20 protein-coding genes are annotated in these 19,965 nt (G+C 63.0%); 6 read left to right on the top strand and 14 right to left on the bottom strand.

All coding sequences use genetic code 11. The annotated features are described in order from the left end of the window. Positions 1-36: 36 nt before the first annotated feature. Both EKH55_RS16005 and EKH55_RS16000 read right to left on the bottom strand, forming a co-directional pair. Entirely contained in the window at positions 37-1,056 is a 1,020-nt protein-coding gene (locus EKH55_RS16005; RefSeq protein WP_069458898.1) for an aldo/keto reductase, read from the bottom strand. Between the two features lie 111 nt (positions 1,057-1,167). Beyond that, positions 1,168-2,673 (bottom strand): UxaA family hydrolase, encoded by a 1,506-nt coding sequence (locus EKH55_RS16000; RefSeq protein WP_151611805.1) that lies wholly within the window; start codon positions 2,671-2,673, stop codon positions 1,168-1,170. A gap of 202 nt (positions 2,674-2,875) precedes the next feature. Between EKH55_RS16000 and EKH55_RS15995 the strand changes: the two genes are divergently transcribed. Further along, the gene (locus EKH55_RS15995; protein WP_069458896.1) at positions 2,876-3,754 is read left to right on the top strand and encodes a GntR family transcriptional regulator; all 879 of its coding nucleotides are present in this window, start codon (positions 2,876-2,878) and stop codon (positions 3,752-3,754) included. A 15-nt stretch (positions 3,755-3,769) separates the two neighbouring features. Here EKH55_RS15995 and EKH55_RS15990 read toward each other — a convergent pair whose 3' ends face one another. Both EKH55_RS15990 and gabD read right to left on the bottom strand, forming a co-directional pair. After that, positions 3,770-4,570 (bottom strand): aldolase/citrate lyase family protein, encoded by an 801-nt coding sequence (locus EKH55_RS15990; protein WP_069458895.1) that lies wholly within the window; start codon positions 4,568-4,570, stop codon positions 3,770-3,772. Between the two features lie 159 nt (positions 4,571-4,729). Then, positions 4,730-6,184, bottom strand: a complete 1,455-nt coding sequence (gabD, locus tag EKH55_RS15985; protein WP_069458894.1) for an NADP-dependent succinate-semialdehyde dehydrogenase — start codon at positions 6,182-6,184, stop codon at positions 4,730-4,732. A 296-nt stretch (positions 6,185-6,480) separates the two neighbouring features. On the opposite strand from gabD, the gene EKH55_RS15980 reads away from it, so the two are divergent. Then, positions 6,481-7,077 (top strand): nitroreductase family protein, encoded by a 597-nt coding sequence (locus tag EKH55_RS15980; protein ID WP_069458893.1) that lies wholly within the window; start codon positions 6,481-6,483, stop codon positions 7,075-7,077. 75 nt (positions 7,078-7,152) lie between these two features. Here EKH55_RS15980 and gyrB read toward each other — a convergent pair whose 3' ends face one another. The 5 genes from gyrB to EKH55_RS15955 all read right to left on the bottom strand — a co-directional run bounded on the left by gyrB (position 7,153) and on the right by EKH55_RS15955 (position 12,495). Continuing rightward, complete coding sequence (gene gyrB / locus EKH55_RS15975; RefSeq protein WP_069458892.1) at positions 7,153-9,588, bottom strand: DNA topoisomerase (ATP-hydrolyzing) subunit B; 2,436 nt, start codon at positions 9,586-9,588, stop codon at positions 7,153-7,155. A 135-nt stretch (positions 9,589-9,723) separates the two neighbouring features. After that, positions 9,724-10,101: a helix-turn-helix domain-containing protein gene (locus EKH55_RS15970; RefSeq protein WP_069458891.1), complete on the bottom strand. Its 378-nt coding sequence runs from the start codon at positions 10,099-10,101 to the stop codon at positions 9,724-9,726. Continuing rightward, complete coding sequence (locus EKH55_RS15965) at positions 10,098-10,664, bottom strand: Smr/MutS family protein (RefSeq protein WP_069458890.1); 567 nt, start codon at positions 10,662-10,664, stop codon at positions 10,098-10,100. Before EKH55_RS15965 ends, EKH55_RS15970 begins: the two co-directional genes overlap by 4 nt. Further along, positions 10,657-11,775, bottom strand: a complete 1,119-nt coding sequence (gene mltA, locus EKH55_RS15960; protein ID WP_151611804.1) for a murein transglycosylase A — start codon at positions 11,773-11,775, stop codon at positions 10,657-10,659. Before mltA ends, EKH55_RS15965 begins: the two co-directional genes overlap by 8 nt. A 15-nt stretch (positions 11,776-11,790) precedes the next feature. Next, positions 11,791-12,495, bottom strand: coding sequence for a Tim44/TimA family putative adaptor protein (locus tag EKH55_RS15955; protein WP_069458983.1), 705 nt, complete (start codon positions 12,493-12,495; stop codon positions 11,791-11,793). 128 nt (positions 12,496-12,623) lie between these two features. Between EKH55_RS15955 and EKH55_RS15950 the strand changes: the two genes are divergently transcribed. Then, positions 12,624-13,130: an FxsA family protein gene (locus EKH55_RS15950; RefSeq protein WP_069458888.1), complete on the top strand. Its 507-nt coding sequence runs from the start codon at positions 12,624-12,626 to the stop codon at positions 13,128-13,130. 286 nt (positions 13,131-13,416) lie between these two features. Further along, positions 13,417-13,920 (top strand): protein-export chaperone SecB, encoded by a 504-nt coding sequence (secB, locus tag EKH55_RS15945; RefSeq protein ID WP_069458887.1) that lies wholly within the window; start codon positions 13,417-13,419, stop codon positions 13,918-13,920. 98 nt (positions 13,921-14,018) lie between these two features. On the opposite strand, the gene dnaQ is transcribed toward secB, so the two are convergent. The 5 genes from dnaQ to EKH55_RS15920 all read right to left on the bottom strand — a co-directional run bounded on the left by dnaQ (position 14,019) and on the right by EKH55_RS15920 (position 17,893). Next, on the bottom strand, positions 14,019-14,717 hold the full coding sequence (gene dnaQ, locus EKH55_RS15940) for a DNA polymerase III subunit epsilon (protein WP_069458886.1): 699 nt from the start codon (positions 14,715-14,717) through the stop codon (positions 14,019-14,021). Between the two features lie 204 nt (positions 14,718-14,921). Further along, positions 14,922-15,506 carry a dephospho-CoA kinase gene (gene coaE / locus EKH55_RS15935; RefSeq protein WP_069458885.1) on the bottom strand — a complete coding sequence of 195 codons (585 nt, stop codon included), beginning with the start codon at positions 15,504-15,506 and terminating at the stop codon, positions 14,922-14,924. Further along, entirely contained in the window at positions 15,503-16,363 is an 861-nt protein-coding gene (locus EKH55_RS15930) for a shikimate dehydrogenase (RefSeq protein ID WP_069458884.1), read from the bottom strand. Before EKH55_RS15930 ends, coaE begins: the two co-directional genes overlap by 4 nt. Continuing rightward, positions 16,356-16,955: a Maf-like protein gene (locus tag EKH55_RS15925; protein ID WP_069458883.1), complete on the bottom strand. Its 600-nt coding sequence runs from the start codon at positions 16,953-16,955 to the stop codon at positions 16,356-16,358. Before EKH55_RS15925 ends, EKH55_RS15930 begins: the two co-directional genes overlap by 8 nt. Positions 16,956-17,071: 116 nt before the next feature. Continuing rightward, positions 17,072-17,893 carry a pyruvate, water dikinase regulatory protein gene (locus EKH55_RS15920; RefSeq protein ID WP_069458882.1) on the bottom strand — a complete coding sequence of 274 codons (822 nt, stop codon included), beginning with the start codon at positions 17,891-17,893 and terminating at the stop codon, positions 17,072-17,074. A gap of 406 nt (positions 17,894-18,299) precedes the next feature. On the opposite strand from EKH55_RS15920, the gene hemE reads away from it, so the two are divergent. Further along, on the top strand, positions 18,300-19,331 hold the full coding sequence (gene hemE / locus EKH55_RS15910) for a uroporphyrinogen decarboxylase (RefSeq protein ID WP_069458881.1): 1,032 nt from the start codon (positions 18,300-18,302) through the stop codon (positions 19,329-19,331). Then, positions 19,328-19,870, top strand: a complete 543-nt coding sequence (gene hemJ / locus EKH55_RS15905; protein WP_151611802.1) for a protoporphyrinogen oxidase HemJ — start codon at positions 19,328-19,330, stop codon at positions 19,868-19,870. Before hemE ends, hemJ begins: the two co-directional genes overlap by 4 nt. Positions 19,871-19,965: the final 95 nt, after the last annotated feature.

Here is a 19,965-nt window from a genome sequence, read left to right as displayed (position 1 = left end):
GAAGTCTCGCCAGCCATCATGTTCGGGTTCAGCAGATCAGACCCGGACTGCCTCATCTCCAAGCTCCGGTGCAACGAGCGTGTGGGGCTCGTAGGCCGCGAATTCATCCGGTGTGACCCGCCGGCGCGTAAGCTCCATGTTCCGCTCGAGGCTCTCGGGCTTTGCGGTGCCGATCAGAACCGAGGCAACCAAAGGATTGGTGAGCGGGAACTGGAGCGCGGCGGCAGCGAGCGGCACGCCACGCGCGGCGGCGATCGTCTCCATCGCCGCGACCTTCGTCCTCACCTCTTCCGTCGCCGGCATATAGTCGAAATGCGCGCCCGCCACCGGGCCGGTGGCAAGGATACCGGAGTTGAAGACGCCGCCGACGACGAGCGACGTTCCCTTCTTGTCGCAAAGCGGCAGGAGCTCTTCGGCGGCCGAGCGATCGAGCAGCGTATAACGGCCCGCGAGCAGGATGCAGTCGATATCTGCCTGCCTGAGGACGTCGAGACAGATCGGTACTTCGTTGACGCCGAGGCCATAGGCCGAAATGACACCGCCGGACTTCAATTCCTCCAGGGCCTTCAGGCCGGAGTCGAGCAATTGCCGCAGATAGACCGCGTTTTTCTTCGCACCGTGGGTGTAGCTGCCGATATCGTGGACATAGAGAATATCGATGTGGTTGAGCCCGAGGCGGGCATGGCTCATTTCCACAGAACGCATGATCGCGTCATAGCCATAGTCGTAGCTGACATCGAAGTTCAGCGGCTTGACGTAGGAGTAGTCGGGAACCTGGTCCTCCGGCACCGGATGCAACAACCGGCCAACCTTGGTCGAGAGCACGAAATCGTCGCGCGGCTTGTCGCGCAGGAAATCCCCGACGCGCCGCTCGGCAAGCCCGAGACCGTAATAGGGCGCCGTGTCGAAATAACGCATGCCCGAGGCCCAGGCCGCGTCGAGGGTCGCCATCGCGGCCTCGCGCGTGCATTCGCGATAGAGGCCCCCGAGCCCCGCCGTGCCGAAGCTGTATTCGGTCACCGCGAGAGCGGTTCGACCGATCCTTCTCGTCTGCATTCCTTGTCTCCTCCCTCGCAAGGATTGCGTGTCCCTCGACTTATGGCGCCGCATGTCTTTTCAGACACGCAACGGCACCGGCATGAGGAAAGCGCCGAAGCCGTCCTCTCTCTACAATGTCGCCCCCAGGTGCCAGGGGACGAACTCGTTATCGCCGTAGCCGAAAAGTTCGCTCTTGGTCTTTTTTCCCGAAGCCGTGTCGATGATCAGATCGAAGATTGCGCCACCGAGTTCGGCGATGCTCGTCTCGCCGGAAGCGATCACGCCGCAATCGATATCCATGTCCTCTTCCATCGCCCGATAGAGCGCCGTGTTGCTGGTGAGCTTGATCGACGGCACCGGCCGACAGCCGAAGCAACTGCCGCGGCCGGTGGTGAAGGCGATGACATTGGCGCCGCCCGCCACCTGTCCCGTGGCCGAGACCGGGTCGTAGCCGGGCGTGTCCATGAAAACCAGGCCGTGCTCGGTTACGCGTTCGGCATAATTGTAGACGGCGGTCAGCGGCGAGCGCCCGCCCTTGGCGACCGCACCAAGCGATTTTTCCAGAATGGTCGTCAATCCGCCGCGTTTATTACCCGGCGAAGGATTATTGTCGAGCGAAGCGCCATGCAGCGCGACGTAGTTCTCCCACCAGGAAATCAGATCGTCTAGCTTCGCCGCCACCCCGTCGCTGACGGCGCGGCTGCGCAGAAGATGTTCGGCGCCGTAGATTTCCGAGGTCTCGGAGAGGATAGCCGTACCGCCGGCGCCGGCGAGAATATCGACCGCGGCACCAAGCGCCGGATTGGCGGTGACGCCGGAAAGGCCGTCGGAGCCGCCGCACTGCAGGCCGACGATGATCTCGCTGACCGGAATCGGCACCCGCCGCGCGGGAGCGACTTCCTTGGCGATCTCCTCAAGTACGCCGAGCGCGCGCTCGACCGACCGGCGCGATCCGCCGGTCTCCTGAATGTTGAAATGTCGCTTTTCCGCGCCGGCGCCGCTCTGACCGTAAAGCGTCAGCTGATTGACCTCGCAGCCGAGGCCGACCATCAGCACGCCGCCGAAATTGGCGTGGCGGGCATAGCCGGCGAGCGTGCGGTGCAGGTTCTTCATGCCGTCGCCGGTCGAAGACATGCCGCAGCCCTGATCGTGAACAATGGGCACGAAGCCGTCGATGCCCTCATATTTTGGCAACAGGCGCCGGTTGGCCTCGTCGGCGATCGCGCGACAGACCGTGGTGGAACAGTTCACGCTGGCGATGATGCCAATATAGTTCCGCGTCGCAGCCCGGCCATCCGCTCGGCGGTAGCCGAGGAAGGTGCGCACTTTGTCGGCCTCGCTTGCCGCTTCCGGTGGAACCGGGGCGCCGATCGCGAGCCTGTCCTGGTCGAAGGCGAGATTGTGGGAATGCACATGATCGCCCGCCGCGATGTCAGAGGTGGCGCGGCCGATCGCCTGGGCATATTTGATCACCGGCTCGCCCGCCAAAATCGGCCGGATCGCGACCTTATGCCCCGGCTCTATCCGCGTCGCCGCCTGCGCGCCGCCGGGCAGGGTTTCGCCCGGCTCGATCGCAGCCGTGGCGACGGCGACATTGTCCTCCGGCGAAAGCAGGATCGACGACGGTGCAGACAATTTTGGACTCTCCCCGGAACATTTGCTTTTGTCTTTTTATCTACAATAGACAGATCGCCGTCAATGTCTATTATATGGCTGCAATGCATTTTCGATGCGAAACTTTGGTTGCCGCCTGAGGTCGGGCTAGCTGAGGGCCGACAAACCGCCTAAAGCGAACGCCGTCGAAGCGCAATCGAATCCAAACCGCCGGACCGAACCAATGGCGAAACAAAACACCGTCTTCAAGGACGCCTTCAATCGCTGCCTCACGCAGATGGCGGAGACGTCTGCACTGCCCTCCGAGCCTGAGCTTGGGCAGCTCCTCGGCGTCAGCCGTACGACCGTTCGCGCGATTCTCACGCGCTGCGAGGATCTCAAGCTGATCAGCTGGGACAAGCGCCGCAAGACCGTGTTGCGCCGCCCGGAAGCCTCCGACTATTTTCCATCGGAGGAGACCAGTTCACTTGCCGAGATCATCGAGCGCAGCTTCATGCGGCGGATTCTAGCGGGCGGCGCCGAACCCGGCATGCAGATCAACGAGCTGGAGCTCGCCAGGGAGATCGGCACCGGCACGACGAGCGTGCGCGAATTCCTGATCCGCTTCAGCCGCTTCGGCCTGATCGAGAAACGGCCGAACAGCCATTGGGTGCTCAAGGGATTTACCCGCGACTTCGCGCTCGAGCTGACGGAGGTCAGGGAAATGTTCGAGCTTCGCTCTGCCGCCCGCTTCGTCGCCTTGCCGGAGGACCATCCCGCCTGGGAGGAACTGAAGAAGATCGAGGCGGTGCATCGGGAAATCCTTGCCGACATCGACAACCGCTACAAGGAATTTTCGGAGCTCGACGAGCGCTTCCACCTGCTGGTGCACAAATCGTCCAGCAACCGCTTCATCATCGATTTCTACGACATCATCGCGATCATCTTCCACTATCATTACCAGTGGAACAAGGCGAATGCGCGCGAACGCAACGCCCGCGCGCTCGAAGAGCATCTCGCCTATATCGCAGCGCTTCGGTCGCGCGAGCCGAAACAGGTGGAGCAGGCCTGCCGCCGGCATTTGAAGTCCGCGCGGGAAACACTGCTTCAGTCGATTCCGTAATCGCGCCCAAGCCGATCAGTAGCCGGATTCGATCCTGGCCGGCTCGGTCTCGCCAAGAAATTCCCGGCGTAGCCGCTCGCTGGCGCTGACGAGCAGCGTCACATCGGTGCCGATCGCCATGAAATCGGCTCCGAGCTCGCGGTAGTCGCGTGCCTGGACAGGGTCGAGGGTGAGGATGCCGCGCGCCTTGCCGGCGCTGCTGATCCGGCTGAAGCCGTTGACGATTGCCGCGCGCACCTCCGGATGGCTTGGATTTCCGAGATGGCCCATATCGGCCGCCAGATCCGACGGGCCGATGAACAGGCCGTCGACGCCGTCGAGCGCCGCAATCTCATCGATCGCTGCCAGGCCCGCCAGGCTCTCGATCTGCAGCAGCAGGCAGATCTCCTGGTTTGCGTTTTCGAGATAGTCGGTGATCCGGCCGAAGTTCGTGGCTCGACCCAAAGCCGCACCGACGCCGCGGACGCCCTGCGGCGGATAGCGCACGGCGCGCACGAGCTGCCGTGCCTGCTCGACGCTGTCGACCATGGGGATCAGCAGCGTCTGGACGCCGGTGTCGAGGACCTGCTTGATCAGGACCGCATCGCCCACGGGAAGGCGAACGATCGGATGACTGCCCCGCCCTGCGATCGCGCGATATTGCTCGGCAAGCAACGGCAGGTCGTTCGGCGCATGCTCGCCATCAATCAGCAGCCAGTCGTAACCGCTGCCGGCGACGACTTCGGCGGCATAAGGGCTGGCAAGCGCCACCCAGAGGCCGAGCTGGAAGCGGCGCTCACGAATCGCCGCTTTGAAGGGATTTCCTGGGGCCGGCATCCATCGCTCTCCTTGGCGTCCATTCCATGCGGTTTGCCCTTCTCGGGTGAACCCAGAGAGAGGGGCAGTTGCGCTGGCAACCATCATCGACGAATTCTTACCGGCAAAAGAAAAAACCGGCCAGAACTTTCCGGCCGGGCCTGCGTGATCCGAATTGCGTCAGGCGATGCCGCCGAGGCAGACATATTTGATCTCGGTAAATTCCTCGATCCCGTATCTCGAACCCTCGCGGCCGAGACCGGAGAGTTTTACGCCGCCGAAAGGCGCTTCCGCTGTGGAGATGAGACCGGTATTGACGCCGACCATGCCGTATTCCAGCGCTTCGGCCACGCGGAACACGCGTGCGAGATCCTTGGCATAGAAATAGGAGGCAAGGCCGAATTCGGTGTCGTTGGCCTGCTTGACGACATCCGCCTCGTCCTTGAAGCGGAAGAGCGGCGCCACCGGGCCAAAGGTTTCCTCGCGCGCGACAGCCATCGCCTGGGTGACGTCGGCGAGCACCGTCGCCTCGTAGAAAGTGCCGCCAAGCGCATGGCGCTTGCCGCCCTGGACGACACGGGCGCCCTTGGCAAGCGCGTCGGCAACATGCTCTTCAACCTTTTCCAATGCCGGCTTGTCGATCAGCGGCCCAAGGATGACACCCTCCTCCATGCCATTGCCGGTCTTGAGGTTGGCGACGGCGGCGGCGAGCTTCTTCGCAAAGACATCGTAGACGCCATCCTGGACATAGAGCCGGTTGGCGCAGACGCAGGTCTGGCCATTGTTGCGGAACTTTGCGATCAGGGCGCCTTCCACCGCCGCATCGAGATCGGCGTCGTCGAAAACGATGAAGGGCGCGTTGCCGCCGAGTTCGAGGCCAAGCTTCTTGATCGTCGCGGCACTCTGCCGGTAGAGCTCGGCGCCGACTTCCGTGGAACCGGTAAAAGTCAGCTTGCGCACGGTCGGGTTCGAGGTCATCTCGGCACCGATCTCCCGGGCCGAACCGGTGATGACCGACAGAAGTCCCTTCGGCATGCCGGCGCGCTCGGCGAGCACGGCAATGGCGATCGCCGAAAACGGAGTCTGCGCGGCCGGCTTCAGCACCATGGCGCAGCCGGCGGCAAAGGCGGGGCCAGCCTTGCGGGTGATCATCGCGTTCGGGAAGTTCCACGGCGTGATCGCGGCAACGACACCGATCGGCTGTTTCATCACCAGGATGCGCTTGTCCTTCTGATGCCCGGGCACGATGTCGCCGTAGACGCGTCGCGCTTCTTCCGCGAACCATTCGACGAAGCTTGCGCCATAGACGATTTCGCCGGTCGCCTCGGCGAGCGGTTTGCCCTGCTCGGTCGTCAGAATCCGGCCGAGATCGTCCTTGTTCTCGATCATCAGCTCGAACCAGCGGCGCAGCGCCACGGCGCGTTCCTTGGCGGTCCTTGCCGCCCAGTCTTTCTGTACCCGCGCCGCGGTCTCGATCGCAGCGCGCGTTTCCGCCGCACCGAGCTTCGGCACGCGACCGATCACCTCGCCCGTCGCCGGGTCCGTCACCTCGATTGCATTGTTGGGGTCGGCTTCGATCCAGTTCTCGCCCACGAGAGCGGCCTGGCGAAACAGCGACGGGTCTTTCAGATTCATGGCGCGTCCTTCCTCGGAAAAGTCTACAGAACTTATACAACTTTTTTCCGAATCGACAATCACTCCGGCGGCGAGTCGAGAAATTTCATGGCCGGCTCTCCGAGTAACCGGAACGTGGACCGGGGCACTCCCCTTAAGAGCAGTCCGTGGAGGCGCCGCAGGTCATCACTTTTGAGCGAGCATGTTTCGAAACCGCTCCATCTTCTGTAGCGTCGCTCCGCGGATCCGGCCCCGCTGCCTTTCCAGATAGATAGGGCCTCCCAAGGGATTCGGAAGCAAGACCAAGGACGTTTTTCGTGACAGAGATCAACCAGAGAAAAGCCGACCACCCGATCCACTCGATCTTCCTGGAGCGCTGGTCGCCGCGTGCCTTCACCGGAGAGGACATTGGCAAAGAGGAACTGCTGGCGCTGTTCGAGGCCGCACGCTGGGCACCTTCGGCGAGCAACCTCCAGCCCTGGCGCTTCGTCTATGCCCGCCGCGGCACAGACTCCTTCGCGCGCCTGCTGGGCACGCTTGACGAGGGCAATCAGCGCTGGGCGAAAAAGGCCTCGGCGCTCGTCATCATTCTTTCGAAGACGCACCGGGTGACTTCGAGCGGTGAGATCCGCCCCGCCTTCACGCATGCCTTCGACACCGGCGCCGCCTGGTTCGCGCTTGCGCTGCAGACGCAATTGGCCGGGTGGTATGCGCATGCGATGGCGGGGATCGATCGCGAGAAGGCGATGCAGGTGTTCGAAGTGCCCGAACACCATCGCGTCGAGGCCGCGGTGGCGATCGGAAGGCTCGCCGAGCCCTCTACCCTGCCGGACGACTTGCGCGAACGCGAGAAGCCGAGCCAGCGTAAGCCGATCGGCGAATTCGTGTTCGAGGGCCGTTTCGGGACCGAGTGAAGCGTTCAAATGAAAGGAGCGCGGAGCGGTCGCCGCTCCGCGCTGCCTTCCCCCAAGAGAGTCCGGACGAGCAGGTCAGATGTCGAGATTGGCGACGCTCAGCGCGTTCTCCTGGATGAAATCACGGCGCGGCTCCACCTCGTCGCCCATCAGACGTGAGAACAGACCGTCGGCGTCGGTCGCATCGGAAATCTTGACCTGGAGCAGCGAACGAACATTCGGATCAAGCGTCGTTTCCCACAACTGTTCGGCATTCATCTCGCCGAGGCCTTTGTAGCGCTGCATCGTCAGCCCCTTACGGCCGGCAGCGAAGATCGCATCCAGGAGCGCGCGCGGGCCACTGATCTCCTGGGTACCGTCGCGGCGGCGCAATACCGGCGGCGCCGAATAGATTTCCTTCAATTTTCCCGTCAGTTGGTCGATGTGGCGAGCATCGGACGAGCCGATCAGCGCCATGTCGAGAACGGCCACTTCCTTGACGCCGCGCACCATCCGCTCGAGCTTCAACCCGCCTTCCGTCGTCACGATTCCGGCCCAGCCGCGCTCGGTCTCCTCTGAGACGACGTCGAGACGCCGCGCAACCTCCGCCGCAATCTTCTCGAACTCGTCGCGATTGGCATTGAGTTCGACATTGAGCGCGCCGGCGATCGCCGCCTGTTCGACGATCGAACGGCTGTAGCGGGAATGCAGACCGTCCATCAGCGAGCGAAGGCGCAAGGCATCGTTGATGACTTCGCGGAGATCCTGTCCGGCGCGCACCTCTCCGGAGGCGAGTTCCAGGGAGGCCTCCTCGAGGCCCATGCTGATCAGGTAGTCTTCGAGCGCCTTCTCGTCCTTCAGATATTGGACCGACTTGCCGCGCGTGACTTTGTAGAGCGGCGGCTGGGCGATATAGAGGTGGCCCCGCTCGATCAGCTCCGGCATCTGCCGGAAGAAGAAGGTGAGCAGCAGCGTACGGATGTGGGCGCCGTCGACGTCGGCATCCGTCATGATGATGATCTTGTGGTAGCGCAGCTTGTCGGCGTTGAACTCGTCCTTGCCGATCGAGGTGCCGAGCGCGGTGATCAGCGTGCCGATTTCCTGGCTCGACAGCATCTTGTCGAAGCGTGCGCGCTCCACGTTCAGGATCTTGCCCCGAAGCGGCAGGATCGCCTGGTTCTCTCGCGAGCGCCCCTGCTTGGCCGAGCCGCCTGCCGAATCGCCCTCCACCAGGAACACTTCCGACTTTGCCGGATCGCGCTCGGAGCAGTCGGCGAGCTTGCCGGGGAGCGAGGAGATATCGAGCGCGCCCTTGCGGCGGGTGAGCTCACGCGCCTTGCGGGCCGCCTCGCGGGCGGCGGCGGCCTCGACGACCTTGCCGACGAGAATCTTGGCATCGGAGGGGTTTTCCTCGAGCCAGACGCTCAGCGCCTCGTTGACAAGACTCTCCACGACGGGGCGCACTTCGGACGAGACGAGCTTGTCCTTGGTCTGCGATGAGAATTTCGGGTCCGGGACCTTGACCGAAAGCACTGCGGTCAGCCCCTCACGGCAATCGTCACCGGTCAGCGACACCTTCTCCTTCTTGGTAATGCCGGACGTGTCGGCATAGGAGGTGATCTGGCGGGTTAGCGCGCCGCGGAAGCCCGCCATATGCGTGCCGCCGTCGCGCTGCGGAATATTGTTGGTGAAGCAGAGCACGTTCTCGTGATAGCTGTCGTTCCACCACATCGCCACTTCGACGGTGATGCCGTCCTTCTCGGCGCGGATCGAGACGGGCTTGTGCACGAGCGGCTTCTTGGCCCGATCGAGATAGGCGACGAAGGCCTCGAGGCCGCCGTCATACATCATCTCCTCGCGGCGAATGTCCGAATGGCGCTTGTCCGTCAGCACGATCCGGACGCCGGAATTCAGGAAGGCGAGCTCGCGCAGGCGATGCTCGAGCGTCGCATAGTCGAATTCGACATTCGAAAAGGTCTGTTCGCTCGGCAGGAAGGTGACCTCGGTGCCGGTCTCGCCGCCGGCGTCGCCGACCACCGCCAGCGGCCCGTCGGCAACGCCATGGGTAAAGCTCATTTCATGTATCCTGCCGCCGCGGCGGATCTTGAGCTTGAGCGAGGTGGAAAGCGCATTGACGACCGAGACGCCGACGCCGTGCAGACCGCCGGAAACCTTGTAGGAATTCTGGTCGAACTTGCCGCCGGCATGGAGCTGCGTCATGATGACTTCCGCCGCCGAGACGCCCTCTTCCCGATGAATATCGGTCGGGATGCCGCGGCCGTTGTCCGTCACGGTGACCGAGCCGTCGGGATTGAGTGTGACCGTGACGATATCCGCATGGCCGGCGAGCGCTTCATCGATCGCGTTGTCCACGACCTCGTAGACCATATGGTGCAGGCCGGAGCCGTCATCGGTGTCGCCGATATACATGCCCGGGCGCTTGCGGACGGCATCGAGGCCCTTCAGCACCTTGATGGAATCGGCACCATATTCGGCGGTCGCGCCGGCTTCGGTCTGAGTGATATCGGTCATTCGGCTTCAGGTCTTTCCAGGTTTTCGAACGCCGTGATTCGGTCCGAATCACGAGCGGGATGCCTCGCGGACTATAGGAAATTTGTCCACGGGTTCCAAATCCCGACCTGCAGGATCGCGGGGCCGGGGCGGGCTTCATCCCCTGTCATTATCAGGAAATGCGGCTTTTTCCAAAATATCTTCCATGGCCTCGATGGTCTCTGCCGACAGGTCGCGAATACGCTCGCTCAAGCGGTTGGCAAAGGCCGTGTGGCCGGGCGGAAGGCCGGAGGTGTCGAGCACCACCCGGGGATCCGAAATCCGCGCCACCTGGAAGAGTTCGTCCGCCTCGTCCCAGATCACGTTGAAGTAACCGGCGACGCGCTGCAGGAAGTCAAAGCTCGGGGAGCCTCTCTTGCCGTGTTCGAGCGCCGAAAGATAGGCCGGGGATACCCCGATCGCCGCCGCCATCTCCTTTTGCGAGACGCCCTTGCGGCGGCGCAGTTCACGCATTGCCTCGCCGAACGGGGTCAAGACGCATGACCCTTGACGCGCGCGAGGCGCACATAAAGCGCGCCCTCGCCGCCATGATTCCTCGCCGCCGGCTCGTAGGAGGAAATCAGCGGCCTGAATTCCGGCAGCGAAAACCAGAGCGGCACCGCCCGTTTCAAGGCGCCGTCGCTGCCGAGCGAGGTACCCTTGCCGGTGATGACAAGCACATGTCTGAGCCCCCGCTCATGCGCCTTGATGAGAAACTGCAAGAGCAGCCCATGCGCCTCGCTCTGGATCATGCCGTGCAGGTCGATGCGCGCCTCAAGCGCCAGCCGTCCCTTGGAGAGCTTGCGCTTCACCGGCCGCTCGAGCGGGTGGTGATGGTACTCGGGGCCGCTGCCGCTCAGCCTGAAGCCCTGCTCCGCCTTTTTTGACGCGGAGGGTGGCGTGCCCGGCTGCTCCGGCGTCGGCGCGGCTGGCGGCTGCTCTTCCTCTTCGAGCAGGCCCGTGAGTTCCTCCAGCCGGCCGGGCATCGGCCGCGTCGAGCGCGCGACCTTGCCCCACAGGATGCGGTCCTCCGGCGAGAGCTTCTTTTCCTTAGCCATGGCGATATCCGGGGCGATATCTGGCCGCCGCCGCGCGCGGTATGAAGATGAAGAAATCCGCATCGTTGCGCACCGAACCGGCAAGATCGCCTGCGGCCTCGCCGGAGCCGGTGAAGATGTCGCCGCGTGCCGGGCCGATAATCGCCGAGCCCGTGTCGAGCGCCAGCATCAGGCGCCCGAAAGGCCGTCCCGCGTCGAGATGTGTCAGGCTCTCGCTTGCGACATAGAACGGCACGCCGAAGGTGTGGATGAGGCGGTCGACCGCGAGCGAGCGCCCCGGCTCGAGCGGAACCTTGGCGGCGGCGACCGGCCCGAGTTCCTCATCTTCGACCGGCGCCTCGCGGAAGAAGATGAACGAACGGTTGTGCCACAGGACTTCGTCGACGCGACCCCGGTGGGCCGCGAGCCAGCCCCGTATGCTCGCCATCGACACGGTCGCGGCATCGATCTCGCCGCGCTCGACGAGCAGCTTGCCGATCGCGGAGAAACGATGCCCCGTCTTCGCCGCATAGGTGATGCGACGGCGCGTGCCGTCCGGATAGATCAGCCGGGCAGCCCCCTGAACATGGGCGAAGAACACATCGACCTTGGAGCGGGCAAAGGCGATTTCGAGACCGCGGCCGGCAAGGAACCCCTCCTCGATTTCTCGGCGGTCCGGATATTCTTCGATCGAGCCGTCGCATTGCCGGCCGAAGGCGAAATAGGGGTCTATGCCCTCCGGCCGATTATTTTCGTCGATGTCGACGAGCTCGGGCGGGCGGCGGTAGAAGGGAAAGCGGAAATCATCGTCTGCGGCCGCGCGCACCTCGAGCTCCGGCTCGTAGAAGGCCGTCACGTAGCCCGTCTGTCTCCCGTCTGGCCGGATTCGGAATGGCGCGAAGTGTTCCTCGAAGAAGGCGCGCGCCCGACCTGCGTCAAAACGATGCGCACCGGCCGCCTCGAAGGCGGGCAGCAGATCGCCGACCGTGATGCCGAGGGAGCCGGTTCTATACGGCTTCACCATCGTCACGTGACGATGGCAACGGCGGAGAGCGGCGATCACCAGTGCGGGATCGTCCTCCTGCCAACCGGGCAAGTCGGAAAAAGCGACCGGCTCGAGATCAAAGGCCATCGTCGCCCCGTGCGGTCAGTTTTCAGACTCGGTGGCGATCAGCTTCCAGTTCGGATCACGCGAGCGGACGTCGCGCGCGAAGGTCCACAGATCGTTGACCTCGGCCACGGAGTCGGCATCGCCATCGATAAGCTTTCCCTGCTTGTCATAGGTGGCGGAGATCAGCTGGCTGATGATCCGCACCGTGACATTGGCCTCACTGCCTTTCTGTTCCGCATGGACGATATCGGCCTTCTCGATACCGACGAAGGTCGACTTGACCACTTCGCCCTTGGCCTCACGCTCGGCAATGGCGGCTTCGAAACCCTCATAGACCTCCCGGGAGAGAAGACCTTTTAGCGTCTTGCGGTCGCCATCGGCAAAAGCCATGACGATCATCTCGTAGGCCATCTTTGCGCCATTAAGGAATTCGCCGGGTTCGAACTCGGGGTCGGCTTCGTTCATGGCTCGCAGTTGGCCGTTCAATGGCGTGCCGGGCTTGGCGTAGGAGTCGATGGCCGCGTAGCGGCTTTCGTCTTCCTCGCTCCTCTCACGGCGAGGCAGTTGAACGACCTTGCCGCCGTCCTTTGCCTCGGGGCCCTGGGCGATATCGCGCGGCGAATAGGGGTCGAACGGCGGGCGTTCGCTTCCCGTCCTGCGACCGAGCACGCTTCGCAATTGAAGGAAGATGACCACAGCCGCGATCAGGAAAAAAAACGTGATGAAGTCGAAAGAGCCCATTTCCACCCGGAACCGCTGTTAGAATTTACGTTACTGTTCCATATAGTCCGCAAGGATAAACCATTCAAATGGCGATGTCGCACCCATAAACCGTCGTTCGGCCAATTCCACTCTCGTGAGCACCCTTGATGCGTTCCCTGATCATCCCTCTCACAATTCTCGGACTTCCGCTTGCGGAAATCGCCGGCTTCGTCATGGTCGGGCGCGCGGTCGGCGTCGCGGCAACACTGCTGCTCGTGCTGCTGAGTGCCGTCGCCGGCGTCGCGCTCTTGCGCATTCAGGGCTTCGGCGTGCTCCGCCGCGTGCAGGAATCGGCACGGAAGGGCATCGACCCGGGCCTTGACGTCGTCGGCGGTGCGCTGGTCTTCATCGCCGCGATCCTGCTCATCATTCCCGGCTTCATCAGCGATGCGGTGGGTATTCTCCTGTTCCTGCCCCCGATACGGCGCGGTCTCGCCCGCTTCCTCCAGTCGCGCATGACGATCCTGACGACCGGAACTGATTTTTTTTACACGAGCGGCGCAAGGAGCGACCAGCCCTCCGGCCGGGTCATCGATCTCGAGTCGGACGAATTCTCGAGGGACGATGACGACGAGAACGAGTCCGCGCCGCCCTCCAACCGCCTTCCCGACTAAGGCGTGCCGGCTGCGGCGCCGCAACTCCTCCAATCGGCGCGTCGCGATCAAGCCTGTTCGTGCGACGGGCTTTGGGCCCTGGTCTTACGCGTGTCGTTGTCCAAAACCGCAGCACAGATTGGGTGAAACGCATCAAGAGCCCAGTACCGACTGCCCCGAATTGATGCCGATGACGATCCATGAGCATGCCCGAAATCACCAGGGAACCAGCGCCGGTGCCGAGGGTTGTAAGCCCAGGTCCGAAATGCTAGATGGCCTCAGCAATTCGAAGTCCGAGGAAACTCTCATGACGACTGATACCGCATCCACCGGCAATGGCGGCGCCCAGCAAACCCCGTCGCTCAACATCCTGGCCCAGTACGTCAAGGACCTCTCCTTCGAGAACCCCGGCGCACCGCGTTCCCTGCAGGCGCGCGAACGGGCTCCGTCGATCAATATCAACGTCAACGTCAACGCCAATCCGCTTGCGGAGAACGATTTCGATGTCGTTCTGTCGCTCAATGCCGAGGCAAAGGACGGCGACAAGGTCCTGTTCAACGTCGAATTGGCCTATGGTGGCGTTTTCCGTGTCAGCGGTTTCCCTCAGGAGCATATGCTGCCACTGCTCTTCATCGAGTGCCCGCGTCTCCTTTTCCCGTTCGCCCGGCAGATCGTCTCCGACGCGACCCGCAATGGCGGCTTCCCGCCGCTGATGATCGACCCGATCGATTTCGCGCAGATGTTCGCGCAGCGCATGGCAGAGGAAAAAGTCCGCTCGCAGGTCGCGAATACCAACAGCACGGCCAATTAGAGTTTTTTCAGCTCTGATCCCGAACCCGGCTCCGCGAGCCGGGTTTTTTGTTTGGCCGTCTGTATGCGTGGCGTTTGCACGTTGCGCTGCAGGCGCCTTCAACCGCCGTACTTTGCCCAGATGGCCTTGGCGCCGATCTTGGAAATCAGGGCCGCATGGGCGGCGAGATCGGCCTCGGTCAAGCGGGCCTGCAGGCGCCGCTCCCGCTGGATTAGGAGGATAGGCGCGTCATCGGCATCGGCTGCGACGCCGCCGAGCTCAGTCGTCACGAGGCCGAGCGCCGCCTGCCGACCGCCGATCATCTCGATATAGACTTCGGCAAGCAACTCGGAATCGAGAAGCGCGCCGTGCTTCGTCCGGTGGGAATTGTCGATGCCGTACCGCCGGCAAAGGGCATCGAGCGAATTGGGGCCCATCGGGTGTTTGCGCCGGGCGAGCGCCAGTGTGTCGGTTACCCGGTCGCCAGCAACGAGGGGCAGTCCGAGCCGTTCGAGCTCGGCATTGACGAAGCCCATATCGAAGGCGGCATTGTGCGCGACCCAGCGGGCATCGCCGAAAAACTCGAGGATTTCCTCGACGACATCGGCAAAGGGCGGCTTGTCCCTCAGGAACTCGTCGGTGATGCCATGCACCGCCAGCGCGTCGGGATGGACCTTGCGGTCTCCGGGATTGATGTAGATGTGAATGCTCCGCCCGGTCGGAAAGTGATTCTCGAGCTCGACGCCGCCGATCTCGATCACCCGGTCCTCGCGATTGTCGAGACCGGTCGTTTCCGTATCGAAGATGATTTCACGCATGCGGACTTCCCCGGAGCAATGGTTCGACGCGAATCACTCGCGAACCGGTCTTCGCTTTTAAGCAGGTTCCGCAAAGGTGTTCCACGGCTTTGCGACCAGCACCTGCGGCAAACCCAGGAAATCTGAGCGGATCATCGTGGGTAAACCCGTGAATGTCCGCTTGGCGCCTCGGCCGGGAACCGATGTTGATAAGGCGCGATGCGCCTACCCCACCCGCAATCTGTCGACGACGGCGCCGACCTGCTTCCGGGTCACGTCGAAGCTGTGGCTCGTGTCGATTATGTAGTCGGCGCGCGCGCGCTTTTCGCTGTCGGGAACCTGGCGGGCGAGGATCATCGCAAATTTTTCCGCCGTCATTCCCGGCCGCTTCAGGACGCGCTGGCGCTGGGTCTCGGGATCACAGGTGACGACGACGACGCGATCGACGCGCGTTTCCGCCTTGGTCTCGTAAAGCAGGGGAATGTCGAGAACCACGAAGGGCGCACCGGCCGTCCGATTCCGCGCGATGAACTCCTGCTCACGCGCGCGCACGAGCGGATGCACGATCCGCTCCAATTCGCCGAGCCGGTCGGGCCGGTCGAGAAGTTGCCTCGAGAGTTCGGCCCGATCGATGACGCCGTCCCGGACCACGCCTGGGAAGGCCGCTTCGACCGGCGCCACCGCTTCCCCGCGGTAGAGGTCGTGCACGACCTCGTCCGCATCGTTTACCGGCACGCCGAGCTCGCGAAACATCTGGGCCGTGGTCGATTTTCCCATGCCGATGGAGCCCGTGAGGCCGACGATGATCATGCGCGCGCGTCCATATCGTCGATGATGATCTGCCGAAGCTTCTCATCCACGGCGGGTCGCCGGCCAAACCATTTTTCGAATCCGGGCGCCGCCTGGTGCAACAGCATGCCAAGTCCGTCGACGATACGGAAGCCCCGCGCTTCCGCCTGCCTCAGGAGCGGCGTCTTCAGCGGTACATAGACAATGTCGGTGACGACGGCATCGGCGGCCATCGGCGAGAAGTCAATCTCCGGCGCCGGTTCGCCATCCATGCCGAGGGACGTCGTATTCACGAACAGTCCGGCACCAGTCATGACTTCGGAAAGCGCCGCCATCGGCTGCGCGTGAACGGCGGGGCCGAAGCGGTCGGCGAGCTCTCGCGCCCGAGCCTCGGTGCGGTTCACGACGTGGATCGTTTTGATGCCGCGGTCGCGCACCGCCTGTATGACGGCTCGGCTGGCGCCGCCGGCGCCGAGGACGACGGCGCTGGCTGTCCGGTCCCAGCCGACGGCGCGCTGGTCGAGATTGGCAACGAAACCGAGGCCGTCTGTATTGGTGGCGCAGATCGATCCCTCCTGCAGCCAGAGCGTGTTGGCGGCGCCGAGTTCGGCGGCGCGTTCGTCCGGCCTGTCGGCAAGTCGATAGGCCGCCTCCTTGTGCGGGATGGTGACGTTGCCGCCGCAGAAGCCGGCGGTTCCCTCCTTCAGCGCGGTCATGAAGCCGGGGAACTCTTCCGGCGTGACCTCATGCGCCACGTAGCTGCCGGGAATGCCGAAGGTCTTCAGCCAATAGCCGTGGATCAGCGGCGAGCGCGAGTGCCTGACGGGACAGCCGGTGACGAAGGCATGCTTAACAAATGTTTCACGTGAATCATCCATCGATCGAACCCAGTTCGCGAAGCTTGGAAAGAAGCGGCAGCATCGGCAGGCCGAGAATCGTAAAATAATCGCCCTCGATCTTTTCGAAGAGTTGGATGCCCTCGCCCTCGAGTTGATAGGCACCGACGCTCGCCAGCGCCTTCACGCCGACGCGTTCCAGGTGTCGCTCGACAAAGTCCGCGCTCAAGGGACGGACCGTCATATGGGCGGTGGACACGTGGCGCCAGAGCACGTCGCCAGCGCGGACGAGGGTGATCGCGCTGTTCAGGCTGTGCGTCTTGCCCGCCAGAGACAGGAGATGGTCGGCTGCTTCGGCCATGTCCCTCGGTTTGTGATAGACCCGCGGCCCGAGCGACATCGTCTGGTCGCTGCCGATCACGATCGCGCCAGGGAACTGGCGGGCCACGTCCCGCGCCTTCGCCTCCGCCAGCGCCAGTGCCACATCGACCGGCGAAGCACCTGCGCGTTCGAGCGGCCACTCCAGCGCCCGCTCATCGATCTCGGCGGCGCGGGCATCGAATGTCAGCCCTGCATTTTCGAGAAGGGCCCGACGAAATGGACTGGCCGAGGCCAGCACGAGCGAGGATGTCATTGTTCCAATCCCGCATGGATTTCGCGGCGATCGAGCGGATCCGACGATCGCGCGGCTTACGCCAAGGTTTTGGCTGGCGGCTCGCCTGCATGCCGCCGTCCAGCCTTCCGTTTCGCTTATCTGAGCCGCGGACGAAGGGCAACGATCGCGGCGGCGGTTTCTTCGATCGAGCGGCGGGTGACGTCGATCACCGGCCAATTGTTGCGGGCGCAAAGCATGCGCGCATATTTCAGCTCTTCGGCGATTGCCGCCCTGTCCGTATATTCCTCGCCATGAAAGCCATGCGTCATGCCGAGCAGGCGGTGTTGGCGGACCTGCGACAGCCGGTCGGCGCTGGCAATGAGACCGACGATCAGCGGATTCGTCGCCTGTAGCAGTGAATCGGGCAAGGACACACCCGGGACGATCGGAATATTGGCAGTCTTGATGCCGCGATTGGCGAGATAGATGCTCGTCGGGGTTTTCGACGTACGGCTGACGCCGACCAGCACGACATCGGCCGCGTTGAAATCGGCCGGCATCTGGCCGTCATCATGGTCCATCGTGAAATTCAGCGCTTCGATGCGGGCGAAATAATCGGCGTCCATCACGTGTTGCGCGCCCGAGCGGCGGCGGGACGGAGAACCGAGATAGGACTGAAACAATTCGATGATCGGATCCAGCACGGAGACGCTGGGGACGCCCATCTCGCGGCAGCGCTGGTCGATGATGCCGGCGAGTTCCCGGTCGACGATGGTGTAGAGCACGATCCCCGGTGCGCCGTCGATCGCGTCCAGAACCTGCATCAGCTGCTTCTTGTTGCGGATCAGCGGATAGACATGTTCCAGTGCGTGGGAGGTCTGAAACTGCGCCGCCGCCGCACGGCCGGCGGCGATCAGCGTCTCGCCGGTCGAATCGGAGACGAGGTGGAGATGGAAATAGTTTTTTGGATTCTCCACGCAATTCTCCGGGGGCTGTTGATAGGTCGGGACGAAAGACAGCTAAAATCGCGGGCAGCGATCAGGCAAGTGGAAAAGCGCCCGGTTATTCACATCGAAGACCCGGGCGGAAAACCCGGACGCACCGCTGTGGACAAGACTCATGCGGAAGACAAATTGTCACGCGGATCCACTTCTTGTCCACAGGTAGCGCCATTCCTCAACGGCATCCAAGGTTTTGACGAAGCTCGGCTTTTTGAGCTTTCCTCACTTCAGGGCTCGGTCAGGCGATTTCCCTCCCGTGCGACGCGGGGCTTTGCCGCCCTTCTGGACGAAGTGAGGATTGATTTTAATCCTTGATAGTCACCGACTCTAAGAAATAGAAACCATTTCAAATAGATTTGTTTTTAGATTGGGGAACGAAGCCGTGGCCGAGAAACATCGAAAGGTGATGGAGGTGTTGGACGGGAAATGCGTCACCCCGCCCCCGGTTTGGCTGATGCGCCAGGCGGGCCGATATCTTCCGGAATATCGCCAGACGCGGGCGAAGGCCGGGAGCTTTCTCGATCTCTGTTATACGCCCGATCTCGCCGTCGAGGTGACGCTGCAGCCGATCCGCCGCTACGGCTTTGATGCGGCGATTCTCTTTTCCGACATCCTCGTCATTCCCGACGCGCTTCATCGCAATGTTCGCTTCGAGGAGGGGCATGGACCGCGCATGGACCCGATCGACGCCGACGGCATTGCCCTGCTCAACGCCGATGGCGTATCCGGCCATCTCGCGCCGGTCATCGAAACGGTGTCGCGGTTGCGGCGAGAATTGCCGGTGGAAACGACGCTCCTCGGCTTCTGCGGCGCCCCGTGGACGGTCGCGACCTATATGATCGCCGGGCACGGGACACCCGACCAGGCGCCCGCTCGGCTCTTTGCCTATCGCTATCGTGAGGCTTTCGAACGGCTGCTGACATTTCTGGCCGACGTTTCGGCCGACTATCTCGTGGCGCAGATCGATGCCGGTGCGGATGCGGTGCAGATCTTCGACTCCTGGGCCGGCGTGCTCGGTGAGGAGGAGTTTGCGCGCTTTGCCGTCGAGCCCGTCCGGCGGATGATTGCATCCGTTCGCGCTCGCAGGCCGTCTGCCAAAGTGATCGCCTTTGCCAAAGGCGCCGGGCTGCAGCTCAGGAACTATCGGCAAGCGACCGGGGCGGACGCCATCGGCCTCGACTGGACGTTGCCCCTTTCCTTTGCGGCGGAATTGCAGAAGGAGGGGCCGGTCCAAGGGAATCTCGATCCGTTGCGCGTGGTCGCCGGCGGAGCGGCGATGGAGGGCGGTATCGACCGGATTCTCGACGTGCTCGGCAACGGGCCGCTGATCTTCAATCTCGGCCACGGCATCACCCCTGACGCCAGGCCGGACCATGTCGCCGCGCTCGTGGCACGCGTCCGCGGGGAGCGATGATGGGCGAAAGGCAGAGCGACAGCGCTCCAGGCAAGCGGGCGCGGCTTCGGGCAATGATCGCCCTTGCCGCCTTTGCGGCCCTGTTGGGCGCCCTCTTCGCCGCAAGGCCCGACGATCTCTATCTGTGGGTCAAGGCGCTCCATATCATTGCGGTGATTTCCTGGATGGCGGCCCTTCTCTACATGCCGCGGCTTTTCATCTATCACACGGACGCACCGCGCGGATCGCCGCAGTCCGAGACCTTCAAGATCATGGAACAGCGGCTTCTGAAGGTCATCATGAACCCGGCGATGATGATCACCTGGGGGCTCGGTCTTTATCTTGCCTGGGACGTATACGGGTTTCGTGGAGGATGGCTGCACGCCAAACTGTTGTCCGTGCTGCTCTTGACCCTCGTACACGTGCACTACAGCCGGGCGGTTGCGGCCTTCGGGCGAGACGAAAATCGCCGGAACGCACGCTATTGGAGGCTGATGAACGAGGTCCCGACGCTGCTGATGATCCTCATCGTCATCCTCGTTGTCGTGAAACCGTTTTGAATTCAATCGATTCGCAGCTGCGATAGTTGTCGCTAATTTGCGAGGACCCCTTGCGGCGTTTCACGTGAATCGCTATTTTCGTGCATCTCCTGCAT

Origin of the sequence: Sinorhizobium alkalisoli, assembly GCF_008932245.1 — a bacterium.
Lineage (GTDB): Bacteria > Pseudomonadota > Alphaproteobacteria > Rhizobiales > Rhizobiaceae > Sinorhizobium > Sinorhizobium alkalisoli.
Note: the sequence above shows the minus strand (reverse complement) of the source record. Positions and strands in the feature narration are given on the sequence as shown.

Excerpts from the sequence above, each read along its gene's own strand:
- EKH55_RS16005 (WP_069458898.1), bottom strand. The coding sequence starts at position 1,056 with ATGCAGACGAGAAGGATCGGTCGAACCGCTCTCGCGGTGACCGAATAC.
- EKH55_RS15995 (WP_069458896.1), top strand. The coding sequence starts at position 2,876 with ATGGCGAAACAAAACACCGTCTTCAAGGACGCCTTCAATCGCTGCCTC.
- EKH55_RS15990 (WP_069458895.1), bottom strand. The coding sequence starts at position 4,570 with ATGCCGGCCCCAGGAAATCCCTTCAAAGCGGCGATTCGTGAGCGCCGC.
- gabD (WP_069458894.1), bottom strand. The coding sequence starts at position 6,184 with ATGAATCTGAAAGACCCGTCGCTGTTTCGCCAGGCCGCTCTCGTGGGC.
- gyrB (WP_069458892.1), bottom strand. The coding sequence starts at position 9,588 with ATGACCGATATCACTCAGACCGAAGCCGGCGCGACCGCCGAATATGGT.
- EKH55_RS15965 (WP_069458890.1), bottom strand. The coding sequence starts at position 10,664 with ATGGCTAAGGAAAAGAAGCTCTCGCCGGAGGACCGCATCCTGTGGGGC.
- mltA (WP_151611804.1), bottom strand. The coding sequence starts at position 11,775 with ATGGCCTTTGATCTCGAGCCGGTCGCTTTTTCCGACTTGCCCGGTTGG.
- EKH55_RS15955 (WP_069458983.1), bottom strand. The coding sequence starts at position 12,495 with ATGGGCTCTTTCGACTTCATCACGTTTTTTTTCCTGATCGCGGCTGTG.
- EKH55_RS15950 (WP_069458888.1), top strand. The coding sequence starts at position 12,624 with ATGCGTTCCCTGATCATCCCTCTCACAATTCTCGGACTTCCGCTTGCG.
- secB (WP_069458887.1), top strand. The coding sequence starts at position 13,417 with ATGACGACTGATACCGCATCCACCGGCAATGGCGGCGCCCAGCAAACC.
- dnaQ (WP_069458886.1), bottom strand. The coding sequence starts at position 14,717 with ATGCGTGAAATCATCTTCGATACGGAAACGACCGGTCTCGACAATCGC.
- coaE (WP_069458885.1), bottom strand. The coding sequence starts at position 15,506 with ATGATCATCGTCGGCCTCACGGGCTCCATCGGCATGGGAAAATCGACC.
- EKH55_RS15930 (WP_069458884.1), bottom strand. The coding sequence starts at position 16,363 with ATGGATGATTCACGTGAAACATTTGTTAAGCATGCCTTCGTCACCGGC.
- EKH55_RS15925 (WP_069458883.1), bottom strand. The coding sequence starts at position 16,955 with ATGACATCCTCGCTCGTGCTGGCCTCGGCCAGTCCATTTCGTCGGGCC.
- hemJ (WP_151611802.1), top strand. The coding sequence starts at position 19,328 with ATGATGGGCGAAAGGCAGAGCGACAGCGCTCCAGGCAAGCGGGCGCGG.